General features: G+C 70.6%; 12 protein-coding genes. 9 read left to right on the top strand and 3 right to left on the bottom strand.

All coding sequences use genetic code 11. The features are described from left to right. Positions 1-17 precede the first annotated feature (17 nt). From OG905_RS26670 to galE, 9 genes are all read left to right on the top strand, one after another. Complete coding sequence (locus OG905_RS26670; protein WP_328682624.1) at positions 18-1943, top strand: TIGR03960 family B12-binding radical SAM protein; 1926 nt, start codon at positions 18-20, stop codon at positions 1941-1943. Positions 1944-2062: 119 nt separating this feature from the next. Beyond that, positions 2063-3247 carry a hypothetical protein gene (locus OG905_RS26675; protein WP_328677840.1) on the top strand — a complete coding sequence of 395 codons (1185 nt, stop codon included), beginning with the start codon at positions 2063-2065 and terminating at the stop codon, positions 3245-3247. Between the two features lie 125 nt (positions 3248-3372). Next, complete coding sequence (locus OG905_RS26680) at positions 3373-4194, top strand: TIGR03936 family radical SAM-associated protein (RefSeq protein ID WP_328677841.1); 822 nt, start codon at positions 3373-3375, stop codon at positions 4192-4194. Between the two features lie 231 nt (positions 4195-4425). Further along, positions 4426-8334, top strand: a complete 3909-nt coding sequence (locus tag OG905_RS26685; protein ID WP_328677842.1) for an Rne/Rng family ribonuclease — start codon at positions 4426-4428, stop codon at positions 8332-8334. A gap of 332 nt (positions 8335-8666) precedes the next feature. Then, entirely contained in the window at positions 8667-9785 is a 1119-nt protein-coding gene (locus tag OG905_RS26690) for a DegT/DnrJ/EryC1/StrS family aminotransferase (protein WP_328677843.1), read from the top strand. Positions 9786-9787: 2 nt separating this feature from the next. Then, on the top strand, positions 9788-10798 hold the full coding sequence (locus tag OG905_RS26695; RefSeq protein WP_328682626.1) for a Gfo/Idh/MocA family protein: 1011 nt from the start codon (positions 9788-9790) through the stop codon (positions 10796-10798). Between the two features lie 11 nt (positions 10799-10809). After that, complete coding sequence (locus tag OG905_RS26700) at positions 10810-12459, top strand: glycosyltransferase family 2 protein (protein ID WP_328677844.1); 1650 nt, start codon at positions 10810-10812, stop codon at positions 12457-12459. Continuing rightward, complete coding sequence (locus OG905_RS26705) at positions 12456-13739, top strand: nucleotide sugar dehydrogenase (protein WP_266476408.1); 1284 nt, start codon at positions 12456-12458, stop codon at positions 13737-13739. Before OG905_RS26700 ends, OG905_RS26705 begins: the two co-directional genes overlap by 4 nt. 79 nt (positions 13740-13818) lie before the next feature. Further along, positions 13819-14799, top strand: a complete 981-nt coding sequence (gene galE / locus OG905_RS26710) for a UDP-glucose 4-epimerase GalE (protein WP_328677845.1) — start codon at positions 13819-13821, stop codon at positions 14797-14799. A 73-nt stretch (positions 14800-14872) separates the two neighbouring features. Here galE and OG905_RS26715 read toward each other — a convergent pair whose 3' ends face one another. From OG905_RS26715 to wecB, 3 genes are all read right to left on the bottom strand, one after another. Continuing rightward, positions 14873-16996 (bottom strand): glycosyltransferase family 1 protein, encoded by a 2124-nt coding sequence (locus OG905_RS26715; protein WP_328677846.1) that lies wholly within the window; start codon positions 16994-16996, stop codon positions 14873-14875. Then, positions 16993-18348 carry a glycosyltransferase gene (locus OG905_RS26720; RefSeq protein WP_328682629.1) on the bottom strand — a complete coding sequence of 452 codons (1356 nt, stop codon included), beginning with the start codon at positions 18346-18348 and terminating at the stop codon, positions 16993-16995. The genes OG905_RS26715 and OG905_RS26720 overlap by 4 nt, the downstream gene beginning before the upstream one ends. 166 nt (positions 18349-18514) lie before the next feature. After that, complete coding sequence (gene wecB, locus OG905_RS26725) at positions 18515-19618, bottom strand: non-hydrolyzing UDP-N-acetylglucosamine 2-epimerase (RefSeq protein WP_266476415.1); 1104 nt, start codon at positions 19616-19618, stop codon at positions 18515-18517. Positions 19619-19835: the final 217 nt, after the last annotated feature.

The raw sequence follows: 19835 nt of genomic DNA on the forward strand, positions 1-19835 counted from the left end.
CTATGAGAGACACCACGATGCCTGTCGAGTCGGTCTTCCCCCGCCTGGAAGCCCTCCTGCCGCACGTGCAGAAGCCCATTCAGTACGTCGGCGGTGAGCTCAACTCCACCGTCAAGGACTGGGACGCCTGCGATGTCCGCTGGGCCCTCATGTACCCCGACGCGTACGAGGTCGGACTGCCCAACCAGGGCGTCATGATCCTCTACGAGGTACTGAACGAACGCGAGGGCGTGCTGGCCGAGCGTACGTACAGCGTCTGGCCGGACCTCGAAGAGCTGATGCGGGAGCACAAGGTCCCGCAGTTCACCGTGGACTCCCACCGTCCGGTGAAGGCCTTCGACGTCTTCGGGCTGAGCTTCTCCACCGAGCTCGGGTACACCAACATGCTCACCGCCCTCGACCTCGCGGGCATCCCGCTCGCGGCCAAGGACCGGACGGTCGACGACCCGATCGTGCTCGCGGGCGGCCACGCGGCCTTCAACCCCGAGCCGATCGCGGAGTTCATCGACTGCGCGGTCATCGGCGACGGCGAACAGGCCGTCCTCGACATGACCGGGATCATCCGCGCCTGGAAGGCCGAGGGCCGCCCGGGCGGGCGCGAGGAGGTCCTCTTCCGCCTCGCCAGGACGGGCAATGTCTACGTTCCGCGCTTCTACGACGTCGAGTACCTGCCCGACGGCCGTATCGGCCGCGTCGTCCCGAACAAGTCGGGCGTGCCGTGGCGTGTGTCCAAGCACACCGTCATGGACCTCGACGAGTGGCCCTACCCCAAGCAGCCGCTCGTGCCGCTCGCCGAGACCGTCCACGAGCGGATGTCGGTGGAGATCTTCCGCGGCTGCACCCGCGGCTGCCGCTTCTGCCAGGCCGGCATGATCACGCGGCCCGTGCGGGAGCGAAGCATCACCGGCATCGGCGACATGGTCGAGAAGGGCCTCAAGGCGACCGGCTTCGAGGAGGTCGGACTGCTGTCGCTGTCCTCCGCGGACCACAGCGAGATCGGCGACATCGCGAAGGGTCTGGCCGACCGGTACGAGGAAGACAAGATCGGCCTCTCGCTGCCGTCCACCCGGGTCGACGCCTTCAACGTCGACCTGGCCAACGAGCTGACCCGCAACGGCCGTCGCTCGGGTCTGACCTTCGCCCCCGAGGGCGGCTCCGAGCGCCTGCGCAAGGTCATCAACAAGATGGTCTCCGAAGAGGACCTGATCCGTACCGTCTCGACGGCGTACGGCAACGGCTGGCGCCAGGTGAAGCTGTACTTCATGTGCGGCCTGCCCACCGAGACCGACGAGGACGTCCTCCAGATCGGCGACATGGCGGTCAAGGTCATCGCCGAGGGCCGAAAGGTCTCCGGCCAGAACGACATTCGCTGCACGGTCTCCATCGGCGGCTTCGTGCCCAAGCCGCACACCCCCTTCCAGTGGGCCCCGCAGCTGAGCGCCGAGGAGACGGACGCCCGCCTGGAGAAGCTGCGCGACAAGATCCGCGGCGACAAGAAGTACGGCCGCTCCATCGGCTTCCGCTACCACGACGGCAAGCCCGGCATCATCGAGGGCCTGCTCTCGCGCGGCGACCGCCGGGTGGGTGCGGTCATCCGCGCCGTCTACGAGGACGGGGGCCGCTTCGACGGCTGGCGTGAGCACTTCTCGTACGACCGCTGGATGGCGTGTGCCACCAAGACGCTGCCCGAGTTCGGGGTGGACGTCGACTGGTACACCACCCGCGAGCGCACCTACGAGGAGGTCCTGCCCTGGGACCACCTGGACTCCGGTCTCGACAAGGACTGGCTCTGGGAGGACTGGCAGGACGCGCTCGACGAGACCGAGGTCGAGGACTGCCGCTGGACGCCGTGCTTCGACTGTGGCGTCTGCCCGCAGATGGACACGCATATCCAAATCGGCCCGACAGGCAAGAAGTTGCTGCCGCTGACGGTCGTCAAGTAGAGCTCGGGGCAGGCCCGGCCGCCGGGAAAACCCCGTGGCCGGGCCTTGATCGTGTGCTGCTCCTGTGAACACCACAACCCGCGTCCCGGTACTGGATCCGGACAGGGCTGTAGCGCGTCATGGCTGACATGGAGTTCGAGAAGTCCCCCCGGACATACGGGAGTCATCAGGCGCCCGCGCACTACCAGCCCGGCGAGGGCTGTCTGACCACCGTCGTCCGGGTCCCGGTGCGGATCGTGGTGCTGCTCGTGGTCGTTCCCGTACGGATGGTCTGGGACCTGCTCGTCGTCTGCGGGCTCGCTCTCGACCGCGTCCTGCTGAGGCCGGTCGGCCGCGGGCTGGTCTGGCTGTACGAGAGCGTGCTCGCCCCCGTCGCGCTCTTCGTCGGCATGGCGTTGTTCGTCTGGCCGTGGGTGGCGCTGTGGCGGTTCGTCGTGGTGCCGGTGGTGACGTACGGGCTGGTGGTGCCGGTGGTGTGGATCTACCGGCAGCTGCTGACGCCGCTCGGCCACGGCATCGCCTGGCTCGTCGAGAACCTGCTGTTCGCGCCCGCGCGCTGGATCTACCGCCGGCTGCTCACCCCGGCCGGGCACGGCATCGCCGTGGTGCTCAGCCGGCTGGGCATGGCGTTGTTCGTCTGGCCGTGGGTGGCGCTGTGGCGGTTCGTCGTGGTGCCGGTGGTGACGTACGGGCTGGTGGTGCCGGTGGTGTGGATCTACCGGCAGCTGCTGACGCCGCTCGGCCACGGCATCGCCTGGCTGCTCACCGTGATGGGCCGTGGCATCGCCGCCGTCTGCCGCGGAGTGTGGGTGGCGGTCCTCTGGCTGGTCGTGACGCTGCTCGTCACGCCCGTCGCCTGGGTCTACCGGCACATCCTTGCCCCCGTCGGACGCGAGATCGCCGACGCCTTCGCTTTCGCCTGGCGTATCGCCGGATACATCTCGCACGCCGTAGGCAGGGCGCTGAAGTGGCTCGCCTGGAATCTGGTCGGACGTCCGGTGCGCTGGTTCTACCAGGTCGTCTGCACCCCCGTCGGGCATGCCCTGCGCGACGGGATCTGGCGTCCGGCGAAGAAGGCCGCCGTCGAGGCGGGACGGGCCGCACGGGTCGCGCTGCGATCGGCCCGCGAGACGGTACGCCAGGCCAGGCGCGACGCCTGGCGGGCACTGGTCGGCGGGCCTCCGGCGCCCACACTCGGGGAACCGGTAGTGCGGCAGGCGCGTAGGCTGGGTGATGCGCGACAAACACAGACTGTTCCCGGCGCGCCGGCCGAACCCGAGATCTCCCTGCACAAGCGGGGGTGAGCCGGTCAGGCCCCCAGGGAACACCCCGCACGTCCGAGGGCGGCGCGCCCCCCGCGCCCGCCCCGCACCGAGGAGAAGAACCACTGGGCAAGCGACAGCCCGAAGGCCCGCCGCCCGCACCGGCGGTGCAGCGCATCCGACTGCGCTACACCAAGCGCGGCCGCCTCCGGTTCACCAGCCACCGAGACTTCCAGCGTGCCTTCGAGCGGGCGCTGCGGCGTGCCGAGGTGCCCATGGCGTACTCGGCGGGCTTCACACCGCACCCCAAGGTCTCCTACGCCAATGCCGCACCCACCGGCACGGGCAGTGAGGCCGAGTATCTGGAGATCGCCCTCACCGAGCACCGCGACCCCGACAAGCTGCGTGAGCTGCTCGACGAGTCGCTGCCCGCCGGGCTGGACATCACCGATGCCGTCGAGGCCCGTACGTCAGGGCTCGCCGACCGGCTCACCGCCTCCGTGTGGGAGCTGCGGCTCGACGGGGTGGGAGTCGAGGATGCTTCACAGGCCGTGTCCGCCTTCCTCGGCGCCGAGTCCGTAGAGGTCGAGCGCAAGACGAAGAACGGCCTGCGGACCTTCGACGCACGAGGTGCCGTGGCAGAGCTGCAGGCGCTCCATTCACCGTCCGACGCAAGCGTCGGCTCCACTGGAGCGGCTGCCGCCGCGCTCATCAATAGGCCGGGGGACGGGCCCTGTGCGATACTGCGGCTGGTTGTTCGGCACGTAACACCTGCCGTGCGACCCGACGACGTCCTGTCCGGTCTCCGAGCTGTGGCCGACCTGGCGCCGCCGGTCCCCGCAGCGGTGACCAGGCTGGCGCAGGGGCTCTTCGACGAGGAGTCCGGCACGGTGACCGACCCGCTCGCGCCCGACCGCGAGGCAGTTCCGGCCGCTACACCCACGGCCGCCGGAATCGCCGCCGCGACGGCGCCGGGTCCCGCCGCGTAAGGACAGTCGTTGTAGCGCAGCCCTGGTACTCGGGAGCCACCTGGGTCGGGCCGCGCACTGACAGGAGACTTTCGCCAGGCCGTACGTACATCGCGTACGGAACCGGCGAGCCATACATCAGCTCCCGTGCGGCGCCCGCGCCCCGGACGGCGGCACCGCGAACATCACGCGGGCCGTGACCGGACCGGAATCAGGCGTGGCGCCCGGGAGCGTGACGGGAGAACCGCCCGCATGCACGAGCCGAACGAATCCGGCACCGCCGGAGAGACCGAGAACAATTCACCCAGCGATACGCTGCCGCCGCGCCGCAGGCGCCGGGCAGCATCGCGTCCCGCGGGGCCGCCGACGGCGGCCGCGGGTTCCACCCAGGCCGCGGAGGTCACGGCGGACATCGCCGAGACCCCTGTCGTCGCCGATGTCGCGGAGGCCGAGGCTGCCGCGCCGCGTACGCGGCGCCGTGCGACCCGTAAGGTCACCGCGCCCGCCGGTACCCCGGAGCCCGCTGAGGCTGCAGAGGCCCCTGAGGTTGCTGCCGAGCCGGAGGCCGAGGCCGCCGCGCCGCGTACCCGCCGTCGCGCCACCCGTAAGGTCACCGCGCCCGCCGGCGCGGCGGAGCCCGAGGCTGCCGAGGCCCCTGAGACCTCTGCTGAGCCGGAGGCCGAGGCTCCCGCGCCGCGTACCCGCCGTCGGGCCACCCGCCAGGTGACCGCCCCCGAGCCGGTCGCCGAGCCCGCTGCCGCCGAAGCCGTGGCCGACGACGAGACCGAGACCGAGGCTTCCGCGCCGCGTGGCCGTGCCCGCCGCCGGGCGTCCGCGCCCGCCGGTGCGCCGCAGCCCGTCGAGACGGCTGAGACCGCCGAGGCCGCTGAGGTTGCTGCCGAGCCGGAGGCCGAGGCCGCCGCGCCGCGTACCCGCCGTCGCGCCACCCGTAAGGTCACCGCGCCCGCCGGCGCCCCGCAGGCCGTCGATGCCGACGAGGACGAGGACGTCGCCGAGGCGGGCGAGAGCCTGCCCACGGGCACCGTCGCCCAGATCGCCTCCGACGAGGAGGTCGCGGCCGCCGAGAAGGCCGCCACCCGTGGCCGTACGCGCCGTCGCGCCGCCACGCCCGAGTTCGCCCAGCCCGCGAAGGCCGAAAGCACGAAGGTCGAGCCCGCGAAGGCCGAGAGCGAGAAGGCCGAGAGCGAGAAGGCCGAGGCGCCCGCGCGCGGCCGCCGGGCCGGACGGCCCGCCGTGGCTGTGTTCCAGGCCCCCGTCTTCACCGAGCCCATGTTCCAGACCCCGGAGACGGCCGCCGCGGCCGCCGCAGCTGCCGAGGACACGGAGCCGGAGGAGGACGAGGACGTCGTCGAGCCGGTCGCCGAGACCGTCGCCCCCGAGCCCGCGGGCCGTCGCCGCCGTCGCCGCCGTGGTGAGGCCGCCGAGCCGGTCGAGGCCCCCGCGCCCGCCGCGCAGGAGGCCGAGCCGGAGACCGAGGCCGAGCCGGAGGCTGAGGGCGAGGAGTCGGACGAGTTCGACGAGCGCCCCTCGCGCCGCCGCCGCCGTGGTGGCCGTCGCCGTCGCCGCGGTGAGCCCGCCGACACCGACGAGACGTCTGAGGAGCCCTCCGAGGAGACCGCCGCCGAAGAGGCCCAGTACGACGAGGAGGCCGAGGAGGAGGAGCAGGGCGAGTCCGGGACCCCCTCGGCCGCCGGTACCTCCAGCAGCCGTCGCCGCCGTCGCCGTCGCCGTCGCAGCGGTGAGCCCGCCGAGGGCGAGGAGACGGTTTCGGGCGACCCGGAGCGTACGGTCGTCAAGGTCCGCGAGCCCCGCCCCGCGCGCGCCAAGAGCGACGAGCCGTCCGACGAGGTGCAGTCCATCAAGGGCTCGACCCGTCTGGAGGCGAAGAAGCAGCGCCGCCGTGAGGGCCGCGAGCAGGGCCGCCGGCGGGTGCCGATCATCACCGAGGCCGAGTTCCTCGCCCGCCGCGAGGCCGTCGAGCGCGTGATGGTCGTCCGCCAGAGCGGCGAGCGCACCCAGATCGGCGTCCTCGAGGACAACGTGCTCGTCGAGCACTACGTCAACAAGGAGCAGGCGACCTCGTACGTCGGCAATGTCTACCTGGGCAAGGTGCAGAACGTACTGCCGTCCATGGAGGCCGCGTTCGTCGACATCGGCAAGGGACGCAACGCCGTTCTGTATGCCGGTGAGGTCAACTTCGAGGCGCTGGGCATGGCGAACGGCCCGCGTCGTATCGAGGCCGCGCTCAAGTCCGGTCAGTCGGTCCTCGTCCAGGTGACCAAGGACCCGATCGGCCACAAGGGCGCCCGCCTGACCAGCCAGGTCTCGCTGCCCGGCCGCTACCTGGTCTACGTGCCCGAGGGCTCGATGACCGGCATCAGCCGCAAGCTGCCCGACACCGAGCGCGCCCGTCTGAAGACCATCCTCAAGAAGATCGTCCCCGAGGACGCGGGCGTCATCGTCCGTACCGCCGCAGAGGGTGCGAGCGAGGACGAGCTGCGCCGCGACGTCGAGCGTCTGCAGGGGCAGTGGGAAGACATCCAGAAGAAGGCCAAGAGCGGCGGCAGCTCCAACGCCCCGACCCTTCTCTACGGTGAGCCGGACATGACCGTCCGGGTCGTCCGCGACATCTTCAACGAGGACTTCACGAAGGTCATCGTCAGCGGTGGCGAGGCCTGGGAGACCATCCACGGCTACGTCAACCACGTCGCCCCCGACCTGACCGACCGGCTGTCCAAGTGGACGTCCGAGGTCGACGTCTTCGCGACGTACCGGATCGACGAGCAGCTGATGAAGGCGCTGGACCGCAAGGTCTGGCTGCCGAGCGGCGGTTCGCTGGTGATCGACAAGACCGAAGCCATGGTCGTGGTCGACGTCAACACCGGCAAGTTCACCGGGCAGGGCGGCAATCTCGAGGAGACCGTCACCAGGAACAACCTGGAGGCGGCCGAGGAGATCGTGCGCCAGCTGCGGCTGCGCGACCTGGGTGGCATCGTCGTCGTCGACTTCATCGACATGGTCCTGGAGTCCAACCGCGACCTGGTCATGCGGCGTCTGCTCGAATGCCTGGGCCGGGACCGTACGAAGCACCAGGTGGCCGAGGTCACCTCGCTGGGCCTGGTCCAGATGACCCGTAAGCGGGTGGGCCAGGGTCTGCTGGAGTCCTTCTCCGAGACCTGCGTCCACTGCAACGGCCGTGGCGTGATCGTGCACATGGAGCAGCCGACCGCCCCCGGTGGCGGTGGCGGCGGCAAGCGCGCCAAGAAGCGCGGGCGCGGCGGCGCGGAGCAGGCCCAGGAGCACGAGCTCACTGCTGAGGGGGAGACCGAGACCGAGACCGAGGCGGAGGTCGCCGCCGAGGTGGCTGCCCCCGTGGCGCTCGCGGAGCCCGAGTTCGTGCCGGACGAGGAGCTGTACAGCAGCGCCGCGGAGGCCGAGGCCGCCGCGACGCGCGGCCGTGGCCGCCGCCGGGCGACCCGTAAGGTCACCGCTCCGGCCGGTGCGCCGAAGGCCGCGGCCCCCGTGGCCGAGGCCGAGGTCGTCATCGAGGCCAAGGCCGAGGCTCCGGTTGCCGAGCCCCAGGCCGAGGCGCCCGTCGCCCAGGCGGAGGCTCCCGCTCCCGAGGCCGCCCCGGCGGGCCGCACCCGCCGCCGGGCCACCCGCAAGGCGACGGCTCCGGCCGGTGCGCCGAAGGCCGCCGAGACGAGCCCCGTCGAGGCGGAGGTCGTCATCGAGGCCAAGGCGGAGGCCCCCCAGGCCGAGGCGCCGGTCGCCGAGCCGGAGGCCACCGTCTCCGAGGAGGCTCCCGTCGTGGCGCCGCCGCGTGCGCGCCGCCGGGTGACCCGCAAGGTCACCGCTCCCGCCGGTTCGCCGTCGGGCGCCGAGGAGGCCGCGATCGTCGTGGTCCCCGCGACGGCCGAGCCCACGGCGGAGCCGGAGGCCGGGGCCGACGCTCCGGCCAAGAAGGCCGCCCGCAAGACCGCTAAGAAGGCAACCGCGAAGAAGGCCGCCACCAAGAAGACGGCGGCCAAGAAGACCGCGGCGAAGAAGACGACCGCGAAGAAGGCCGGTGCGAAGAAGACCACCGCGGCGGCCGAGCAGCAGCCGCTGCCCACAGTGACGGCGACCACTGAGAGCTGAACAGTTGATGAGCCCTCAGTGAACGAACCGTGTCCCATCCCGCAGACTGCGGGGTGGGACGTGGTTTTTGTCGCCGAATCGATGCAGGGCTGCGTTAACAGCCCCGAAATTGACTAGGAAATCCCTGATAATGTGACGGCGGTCGCTGCCGGGTGAGGGCCCCGTTCCGGACACTACGGTGGGTGACCGGCCCGGTTCGGGACAAGACCGGTCCCAGATCCTCGGTAGGGCGTTGGCTTTGCGCCGGAGGGGTATGCGCGGCCTCGTGAGACGTCCGCTCCGCCCCTGACCTCTGCCACATAGAGCTCTTGCGGTGTTCAAGGAGGACGTCCATGACGAGCAGCAACCAGCAGCCCATTCCCGCTGCACGCCCGGTCATCGGTGAGGAAGAGATCGAGGCCGCAGTACGCGTACTGCGCAGCGGCAGGGTCGTACAGGGCCCCGAAGTCGCCGCGTTCGAGGAGGGCTTCTCGGAGCTCGTCGAGGGGCGCCACTGTGTGGCCGTCAACTCGGGTACCTCCGCGCTGCACCTCCTTCTGCTGGCTTTGGGCATCGGCCCGGGTGACGAAGTGATCGTTCCTTCGTTCTCGTTCGCCGCTTCGGCGAACGCCGTCCGCCTCGTCGGCGCCGATGTCGTCTTCGCCGACATCGAGCCGGGCAGCTTCGGCCTGGACCCCGCGGCCGTCGAGGCCGCGATCACCCCGCGCACCGCCGCGATCATGCCGGTGCACCTGTACGGCCACCCGGCCGCGATGGACAAGCTCATGCCCATCGCCGCCAAGCACAAACTGGCCGTCGTCGAAGACGCCTGCCAGGCGCACGCCGCCGCGCTGAACGGCACCCCCGTCGGCGCGTTCGGTTCGGGCGGCACCTTCAGCTTCTACCCGACCAAGAACATGCACTCCCTCGAGGGCGGCATGATCTCCACGGGTGACGCCGAGATCGCCCGCACCCTGCGCCTCCTGCGCAACCAGGGCATGGAGCAGCGGTACGCCAACGAGATCGTCGGCGCCAACATGCGGATGACCGACGTCGCCGCCGCCGTCGGCCGCGTACAGCTCTCCAAGCTGGGCGGCTGGACCGAGCAGCGCATCGCCAACGCCGCGTACCTCACCGAGCACATCACCGCGCCGAGCGTGCAGACGCCGACCGTCGCCGAGGGCGCGCGCCACATCTACCACCAGTACACGATCCGGGTCGGCGGGGACCGCGACGCCGCCATGGCGAAGCTCACCGAGGCGGGCGTCGGCAACGCCGTCTACTACCCGACCCCGATCCACCGGCTGAAGCCGTACTGGGAGCCGGACCAGAAGGCCGGCCGTAACTGGGACCTGCCCGAGACCGAGCGTGCGGCGGCCGAGGTCGTCTCCCTGCCGGTGCACCCTTCGCTGTCCGCGGAGGACCTCGAGCGGATCGTTGTCGCCGTGAACGAGCTTGGAGAGAACCAGTGACCATCGCCCAGGGACTGCGGGCCGGCCTGATCGGCCTCGGCTCGATGGGCCGCCACCATGCCCGCGTACTCGCCGGCCTGGAGGGCGTCGAGCTTGTCGCCGTCGTCGACCCGATGGGTGACAAGAACGGCTGGGGCCAGGGCGCCCCGGTGCTGTCGACCGTCGAGGAGCTCATCGCGCTCGGCATCGACTACGCCGTCGTGGCGTGCCCGACCGCCCTGCACGAGGAAGTCGGCCTCAAGCTGGCCGAGGCCGGAATCGGCGCACTCGTCGAGAAGCCGGTCGCGGACACCGTCGACGGCGCCCGCCGCCTCGTCGAGGCCTTCGAGTCGCGCGGCCTGGTCGCCGGCGTCGGCCACATCGAGCGCTGCAACCCGGCGCTGCGCTCCCTGCGCCAGCGCCTGGAGGCCGGCGAGCTCGGCGACGTCTACCAGGTCGTCACCCGCCGCCAGGGCCCCTTCCCGCACCGCATCGCCGATGTCGGCGTGGTCAAGGACCTCGCCACCCACGACATCGACCTCACCGGCTGGGTGACCGGCCAGACGTACACCTCGATCTCCGCGCGCACGGTCTCCAAGTCGGGCCGTCCGCACGAGGACATGGTCTCCGCGGTCGGCCAGCTCTCCGACGGCACCATGGTCAACCACCTGGTGAACTGGCTGAGCCCGCTCAAGGAGCGCTTCACCTCGGTCACCGGCGAGAAGGGCTGCTTCGTCGCGGACACCCTCACCGCCGACCTCACCTTCTACGCGAACGCCTCCCAGGCCACCGAGTGGGAAGCGGTCCAGGCGTTCCGCGGCGTCGCCGAGGGCGACATGATCCGTTACGCCATCGCGAAGCGCGAGCCGCTGCTGGTCGAGCACGAGCTCTTCCGTGACGCGGTCCTCGGGAAGTCGCACGACATTTGCACACTGCGCCAGGGTCTTCGTACCGTCGAGGTCGCAGCAGCCGTTCTGGAGTCCGCCGCCACGGGCATCACCGTCGATCTCTCCGCGTACCCCGCGGCCCAGTAGGGCGAGGAGCCTTGACCAGTCCTGATGTCACCGTCGTCGTCGCCGTGTACAACACGATGCCGTATCTGACGGAATGCCTTAACTCCCTTGTCGGGCAGAGCATTGGCCGGGACAGGCTCGAGATCGTGGCCGTCGACGACGGTTCCACGGACGAGAGCGGAGCGGAGCTCGACCGGTTCGCGAAGAAGTACCCGGACACCGTCACGGTGATCCACCAGGCGAACTCCGGTGGCCCGGCCGCGCCCAGCAACAGGGCGCTGGACGTGGCCACCGGACGTTACGTCTACTTCATCGGCGCCGACGACCACCTCGGCAAAGAGGCGTTGGCGCGGATGGTGGCGTACGCCGACAAGCACGACTCCGACGTCGTGATCGGCAAGATGGTCGGCACGAACGGCCGCTATGTCCACCAGGCGCTCTTCAAGAAGAGCGACCCGGACATCAGCCTGTACGACTCGGAGCTGCCGTTCACGCTGGCCAACACGAAGCTGTTCCGCCGTGAGCTGGTGGACAAGTACAAGCTGCGCTTCCCCGAGGACCTCCCGGTCGGCAGCGACATGCCCTTCACGATCGAGGCGTGTGTCCGAGCCCGGAAGATCTCGGTGATGGCGGACTACACGTGCTACTACGCCGTGAAGCGCGGGGACGCCAGCAACATCACCTACCGCGCCGATCATCTGTCGCGGCTGCGCTGCACGGCCGAGATCATGAAGCACGCGGCCGGGCTCGTCGAGGCGGGCCCCCGGCGTGACCATCTCCTCAAGCGGCACTTCACCTGGGAGCTCGCCAAGCTCGTCCGGGAGGACTTCCCGTCGCTGGACGCGGAGACCCGGCAGGAGGTGTGCGCCGGTATCGCCCGTCTCGCGGACGAGTACTTCACCGACGCGCTGCGTGACTCCGTGGACGTCAAGCGGCGGGTGCGGATCGCGCTGGCCCAGCGGGGCGCCGTCCAGGAGCTCGTACAGGCCATCACCGACGAGGCCGGGGCGGCGGTCCTGGTCGAGGACGGCCGCGCCTTCGTCCGCTACCCGGGCTTTCGCAGCGCGGGTCTCGACATGCCCGACCGCATCTTCGAGGCGGACGCCGAGTCCCTCCCCAAGGTCCTGGCGGACGCCACCGGCCTTCTCTCCGCGGAGTGGGAGCAGACCGGCGAGCAGCTGACGCTCGCCGTTGCCGTACGGGCCGGTGCGGTCGGGGACACCGACTCCGCCGTCATCCGTCTGGTGAACGGAGCCATGCCCAAGAGCTCCGACAAGGCGGGCGGCCGCAAGCTGCCCGACGGGCACGAACTGCCTGCCCCCGTGGGCGAGTTCAGCCGCGAGCCCATGCCCGACGGAAGCGGCACCCTGATCCGGGCCCGGATCCCGATCGAGCCGCAGCGCGCCAAGCTCGGCGTCCGCGTCCATGTGGACGTCGCAGGCTCGATGTACGAGATCCCGGTGAAGACCTGCGGGCTGCCGCTGCCGCTCGCACGGCGGTGGCGGGAGAAGATCCCGTACCGCATCTCCGCCAACGCGAACCCCAAGGGACGGCTGGTCATCACCACGGCCCCCCTGTGGGAGCCCAGAGCCGGCTTGGACGCGCGCTTGCGCACCCTGCTGTCCCGTGTCCCGCGCCTGCGCGCGCTGCTGTCCCGTGTGAAGAGGAAACTGACCCGATGAATATCTGTGTAGTCGCGCTGGGCAAGATCGGCCTGCCGCTCGCCGTCCAGTTCGCCGCCAAGGGCCACAAGGTCATCGGCGCCGATGTCAACGAGAAGGTCGTCGAGCTGGTCAACGCCGGCACCGAGCCCTTCCCCGGCGAGCACGACCTCGACCGTCTGCTCAAGGAGACCGTCGGCGCCGGGCTGCTGTCCGCGACCACCGACACCGCCTCCGCCGTCGCCGAGTCCGACGCCGTCGTGGTCGTCGTCCCGCTGTTCGTGGACGCCGAGGGCGTGCCCGACTTCGGCTGGATGGACTCCGCAACCAAGGCGATCGCCGCTGGTCTCAAGCCCGGCACGCTCGTCTCGTACGAGACCACCCTGCCGGTCGGCACCACCCGCACCCGCTGGGCCCCGATGCTGGAGCAGGGCTCCGGTCTCACCGCGGGCAAGGACTTCCACCTGGTCTTCTCGCCGGAGCGGGTGCTCACCGGCCGGGTCTTCGCCGACCTGCGCCGTTACCCGAAGCTCGTCGGCGGTATCGACGAGGCCTCCGCGAAGCACGGCGTGGAGTTCTACGAGCAGGTGCTCGACTTCGACGAGCGCGCGGACCTGGCGCAGCCGAACGGCGTCTGGGACCTGGGCACCGCCGAGGCATCCGAGCTGGCGAAGCTCGCCGAGACCACCTACCGCGACGTCAACATCGGCCTGGCGAACCAGTTCGCCCGTTTCGCCGACAAGAACGACATCGACGTCAAGAAGGTCATCGAGGCCTGCAACTCGCAGCCCTACAGCCACATCCACCAGCCCGGCATCGCGGTCGGCGGCCACTGCATCCCGATCTACCCGCGGATGTACCTGTGGAACGACCCGGAGGCCACCGTCGTGCGCTCGGCGCGCGAGGCCAACGCCGCCATGCCGGAGTACGCCGTCGACCTGCTGGCCGCGGCCTACGGCGACCTGGAGGGCGTGGGCGTGCTGGTGCTCGGCGCCGCCTACCGCGGCGGTGTGAAGGAGACGGCCTTCTCCGGCGTCTTCCCGACCGTCGAGGCGCTCAAGGCGCGCGGGGCCGTCCCCTTCGTGTCGGACCCGATGTACACGGCCGAGGAGCTCACCGCGCACGGTCTGACCCCGCACGAGGGCCAGACCGTCACCGCCGCGATCCTGCAGGCCGACCACGCCGAGTACCGCGAGCTGGCCGCATCCGACCTGCCGGACGTCCGCGTCCTGGTCGACGGCCGGCGCACCACCGACCCGGCGCGCTGGGAAGGCGTACGCCGGGTTGTCATCGGCGGCTGATTTAGTACGCAGTACTGGAGCGACACAGTGGCCCCGTCCCGAGTCACCGGGACGGGGCCGTTCCGCAAGGGGTATTGACATGACGTGGCTGATCACGGGCGGTGCCGGATTCATCGGCTCCCATGTGGTGAAGGCGATGACCGACGGTGGCGAGAGCGTCGTCGTCCTCGACGATCTGAGCACCGGCAGCGCCGACCGGCTGCCCGCGGGCATACGGCTGGTGGCCGGCTCCGTCCTGGACGGTGAGCTGGTCGGCCGTGTCCTGGCCGAGCACGCGATCACCGGAGTCGTGCACATCGCGGGCAAGAAGCAGGTGGCGGAATCGGTCGAGAAGCCCCTGTTCTACTACCGCGAGAACGTCGAGGGCCTGCGGGTCCTTCTCGAAGCGTCGGCCGCGGCAGGCGTCGGCCGGTTCCTCTTCTCCTCGTCGGCGGCCGTCTACGGCATGCCCGACGTCGACCTGGTGACCGAGGCGACGCCCTGTCTGCCGATGAGCCCGTACGGCGAGACCAAGCTCGCCGGTGAATGGCTGGTCACCGCCGTCGGCAGGGCGCACGGCATGGCGACCGCCTCCCTGCGCTACTTCAACGTCGCCGGCGCGGCCTCGCCGGAGCTGGGCGACGAGGGCATCTTCAACCTCGTGCCGATGGTCTTCGAGCGCCTGACCGCGGGCGAGCCGCCGCGCATCTTCGGCGACGACTACGCGACGCCCGACGGCACCTGCATCCGCGACTACATCCACGTCGAGGACATCGCCTCCGCGCATGTCGCGGCGGCGCGGCGGCTCGCCGCGGACCCCTCGGCCTCGCTGGTCCTCAACATCGGCCGCGGCGAAGGGGTTTCGGTGGCGGAGATGGTCGACATCATCCTCGACGTCACCGGGCACACGGACAGCAAGGCCGAGGTCACGTCCCGCAGGCCGGGCGATCCGGCCCGCGTTGTGGCCGCCGCTGACCGTATCCGCCAGGAGCTCGGCTGGGAGGCGCGTCACGACGTGCGCGCGATGGTGACATCGGCGTGGGAGGGCTGGTGCCTGCGCCACCCGGAGGCACGCGGCTGACCCGTGCTCTGGATCCTGCGTACGGCGAAGGGCCCCCGGGACTTCCCGGGGGCCCTTCGTGCTGCTTTACGTGTTACTCGCCGAGCAGCAGCTCGTCGAAGCGACGGCTCACCACCGGCCAGTCCCACGCGGACAGCGCGTGCTCGGAGGCCAGCTTGCCCGCGTTCTGCCAGCTCTCCTCGGTCGCCGTGGCCTCGAGGATGCGCTTGGCGGCCTCCTCCGGGGAGCCGACGACCCAGCCCTCGGGGTAGAGGGTGCGGGCGCTGTGCTCGCGTCCGGCGTAGAACGGCCAGTCGCGCACGACGGGGACGGCGGCACTGGCCGCGCCCTCCATCAGACCGACATGGCAGCCCTCACGCACCGAGGAGCTCAGGATCGTACCGATCCCGGTGAGCGCGGACGGTACGTCGTCCGTCGGCCCGAGACGTACCACGGCACCGGACTCCACCAGCGGTTCGAGCTGCCGCTCGAACTCCTTCAGGTAGTCCTTGGTGGCACGGCTGGTCTTGGGATCCATGTCACCGCCGACCAGCAGCAGCCGGTAGCGCTCGTCCCGCTTGCGTACGCGCTCCAGGACGTCGATGGCCCACAGCGGGTCCTTCGCCACCTGCGAGACACCGATGAGCCCGAGGTTGAAGCGGGCGTCGGCGGGCTTCGCGCGGTTGAAGGCGCTGAGGTCCATGGCGTTGTCGATCATGTGCGTACGAGGCGCCTCGGGACCGCGGAGCTGCGGCACCAGAGCGGTCGTCAGGTCCTGCACATGGTCGGCGACATAGATGAGGTCGTCCACGCGGGAGAAGTCCACCAGGTGCGGCCACCGGGTGAAGGCCTCGTAGCTGTGCAGCCGCACCACGATCCGGGTGTCGCCCGGGTCGATCGTCGTGAGCATCACGGCCGGTGCCACACACCAGTCGAGGAACACCGTGTCTGCCCAGTCCAGATGGGGCCGCATGAGCTGCTCGACCTGTTCCGCGTAGAGGGCGTCGCCCCCGAGACGGTTCTCTATCATCCGCCGGCCGGCCCACGAGATGCGCTTCATGGCCGGGGTGGACGCCAGGTCCAGGTAGCGGACCTCGACGCCCTGGTGGGCCTCGTAGTGGGACAGGATCAGCTTGAGGAAGTTGTCGTTGGCGCTCGTGGTGACCAGCAGCCGCAGCGGCCGGTCCTTCGGAGGCGTCGCGGCCGGGGTCTTCCTGCCCTGCGGCTGCTGGATCTTCTTCATGACCGCCGAGCCGTGCACCGGCGCCGAGAAGGCGGCCGGGTCACTGGCCAGCGGCGAGCTGAGCTGGTCGATGTGGACGACCCGGTGGAAACCGAGGACGAGGGCACGGTCCAGCGTGGACGCGGCGCCCTCCGGATCCCCGGACGTGTACTGCTCGTCCGCGGCGGTCAGCAGCTCCTTGACCGTGCTGTCGAAGGCGCGCGGTGCGATGCCCCTCTTGAGCTCGGTCTTGGCCGCCTCGTCCAGCAGCGCCGTCCTGATCGTGGGGTCCGAGATGCGCTGTGCGGCGGTGGTCAGCGCGAGCGTCGCGCCGCCGGGCCGGCCGGCCCAGCGCATGCCCTCGGCCACCTGGCGGGACAGGCGCGCCCGTACGTTCGCGGGAACACCGGGTGCGACGAGCGCGGTGCGCCACAGCCGGGCACCGACGCTGCTGCGCATCAGGGGACGCGCCGTGGCCGTACGGATCACGGTCTCGGGCAGCGCCTTGGCCTGACGGCGTACATCGCTGACGATCACCGAGCGGGGCGGCAGAGCCCTCCGCTTGGGCGGGGCCGGGGTCCGCTGCGGGTCCGACAGGGCCCGCAGCGCCGACGCGATGCCGAAGCTGGCGTCGGCGTCGGTGTACTGGGACAGCCGCCAGACCGTGTACACGGCGTTCGCGTCGAGCGCGACGAGCTGCTGCGCGCCCAGGCCGTGGCGGCGCAGCCACGGATTGCGGCGGATCTGGATCCACAGGCGGCGGCTCGCCGGGAGCCTGCGCAGCCGGCGGCGGGTCGCGGTGCGCAGATGCCCTATGCCGTACGGCAGTGGCTGGTACCCGTCCAGCTCGAGCAGGTCGAGCTCCTCCTGGCAGCTCTTCGTGTCGAAGGCGCAGGCCAGATAGACGCGTGCACCCTGGGCGCGGAACTTCTGCACCGCGCCGGCCAGCACGCCGAGTTGCGGCTGGGCGGCGGCGACGAGCAACACATCGGTCACGGGGTGGGACCTCCGGCAACGATCGACTTCGATGAGAGGTCGTCCACATCCGTGGCTTCGGCAGTCAGGGGGACAATGCCCTCCGCGGGCGCGGCCGGTACACCGTGCTCGGCGGCGAGCCGGTCGACGACGTTCTTCACGGCGACCGACATCAGGGCCTCACGGGTGAACTGGTCGGCGTGCGCCATGGCTTCCGCGTGGACCTCGTCGCTCGTCTCGACGGCCATGTGGGCCGCCTTCACGAAGGACTCCGCGAGGCCTTCCTCGTCGATGCCGACGGCACCGGTCCACAGGGGATGACCGTTGAGAACGTTCGAGGCGTCGTGCTCGACGACATGCGCCGAGACGATCGGCAGGCCCGTGGCCATGTACTCGTACACCTTGCCGGAGGTCACGAAGCGACCGCCGATCAGGATGAGCACCATGGCGTCCCAGCGGGCGTAGATCGAGGAGACCTCGGCCTTGGCGGCGGGGCCGCCGAAGAACACGCCGTCCGCTTCGGCCTGCTTGAGCATCTCGGAGTGCTTGTTCGCCTCGCGGCCCGCTCCGTTGCCGATGTGGCCGCGTACCTCGAAGCGCGCGTTGGCGAGCAGCGGCTCCTTCTCACGGGCCGCGCGCCAGGCGTTGAGCACCGTCTCCAGGTGCGCGGGCGTGAAGTTGACCGTGCCCAGGTAGCCGAAGACCAGACCCGATTCGGGGTCGGGGTTGTGGGCGCGGCCGGGCGAGCTGTCCGCGTCGTAGCCGTTGCGTACGACCTCGACGCGGGAGGCGAACTCCGGGTAGCGGGCGCGGTAGTGGTCGGCGATCGGGTCGTTGACGACCCACAGCGAGACCGCGCTGTCGAGGACCTTCTGTTCCCAGCGGCCCATCTCGGAGTCCTTGGTGAACGCCTCGATGCCGGTGATCACATCGATGGACCAGCCGTCGCGGAAGTCCACGGCGTACGGGACCTTGGCCTCTTCCCAGAGCTTCCAGGCCGCGGCGAGATTCACGTACGGAACACAGCTGGCCACGAGCAGATCCGCCGGGTGCTCCCCGTGGATGTCGAGCACTGCCTGCTCCAGATCGCCGCGCCACTCGCCGAAGTTCGGCTCGGGGAACGCCTTTTGCTGCCGCTTGCGCAGCTGCGTGACCCACCTGTTGGGGTTGAGGGCGCGGTCCTCGCTGAAGAGCCGGATGTCCGTTTCCAGGTCCTCACGGGACAGCGGCAGCTCGACGATCTTCACCCGCGGGTCGACCTGCTCCAGCAGGGTGAGGTCGACACCCGAGTCCCGCTCCCAGGACTCCTGGGCGATGTTGACGACGGTGACGTCCCAGCCTGCTTTGCAGAACTGGTTCGCCGTCTCGCGCATGCGGTAGGCGCTGCTCTTCGCAGCCGGCGGGAAGCCGATGGCGAGATAGATGACGTGCGGTCGCGGGCCTTCTGAGGGCAGCCCGGACCTGGGAGACGCTGACATAAACGGTGACGCTAGCACGGTGACAAGTACGGATTAGAGCCTGCATTGAGGCGCTTGTCCGTCACACGCGCCGGCTGCCCCCCTTCCACTCTTCCATGATCCGGACAACGTTCTGCGCGGCTCGTCCGTCGCCGTAGGGGGTGCCCGGGTCGGCCGTCGGAACGGCGCGGGTGACCGTGGCGGCCCACTCGTCGGCGGAGAGCTCGTGCGGGTCGGGAACCAAGACGTTCCAACCGGTGTCGACGGTTTCGACCCACTCGGTCTCGGGACGGATCGTGGTCGTGATCCGCTCCAGGAGGAAGGCCTCCTTCTGCAGGCCGCCGGAGTCGGTGACCACACCGGTCGAGGCCAGCACCGCGGCGACCAGACCCGCGTACGGAAGCGGACGGCCGACGTGGACCGAGCCCTGCGCGAGCTCGATGCCGTGCTGCTCGGCCCGCGCGACCAGGCGCGGGTGCGCGAGCAGCGCCACCGGCACCGGCAGCTTGGCCATGGCGCCGATGATCGCGGCCAGGCGCTCGGGGTCGTCGGTGTTGTCGGGCCGGTGCAGGGTCGCCAGCAGGAACGGCTTCGAGGGGTCGATGCCCTCGGGCAGCGCGGGCGCGGCGTGCTCGCCGGCGAGCACCGCGTCGCGGATGCGCAGGCAGATGTCGACCATCACGTCACCGGCCAGCACGGCGCGGTCCTTGAGGCCCTCGTCGGCGAGGTGGCGCATGGCCTCCTCGGTCGGGGCCAGCAGGACGTCGGCGCAGTGGTCGGTCAGTACGCGGTTGTGCTCCTCCGGCATGCGCCGGTTGAAGGAGCGCAGACCGGCCTCCAGGTGCGCGACCGGCAGGTGCATCTTCACTGCCGAGAGCGCACCGGCGATCGTCGAGTTGGTGTCGCCGTAGACGAGGACCCAGTCGGGCTGCTCGCGCTCGAGCACCGGGTCGAGCGCGGTGAGCACCGAACCGGTCTGGACGCCGTGGCTGCCGGAGCCGACACCGAGGTGGACATCCGGGTCGGGGATGCCGAGACCGTCGAAGAAGACGTCGGAGAGGTCGGCGTCGTAGTGCTGCCCGGTGTGCACGATGACGTGCTCGTGGTCGGTCTCGGCGAACGCGGCCGCGATGGGGGCGAGCTTCACCAATTGCGGACGGGCACCGACGATGCTGATGACTTTCACTGAACACTCTTCTTCTGGGTCAGGTCACTGGCGGGGCGTGTCACGGTCTCATACTGCGGGCCGACACCCCGCGCGATCGCGCCACCGCCGACGCGGCCGGACCGGCCCGGCGAAGCGCGCGCTCCCAGGGGTGCTCTACGCAATGGTAGGCAATGGCCGAGGTGGGCGGACCGGCGGCCGGGGCTTCGCGCGGGGGCGCGCGTCCTCGATAACGATT

The sequence above is a fragment of the Streptomyces sp. NBC_00322 genome (genome assembly GCF_036147535.1).
Taxonomy (GTDB): Bacteria; Actinomycetota; Actinomycetes; order Streptomycetales; family Streptomycetaceae; genus Streptomyces.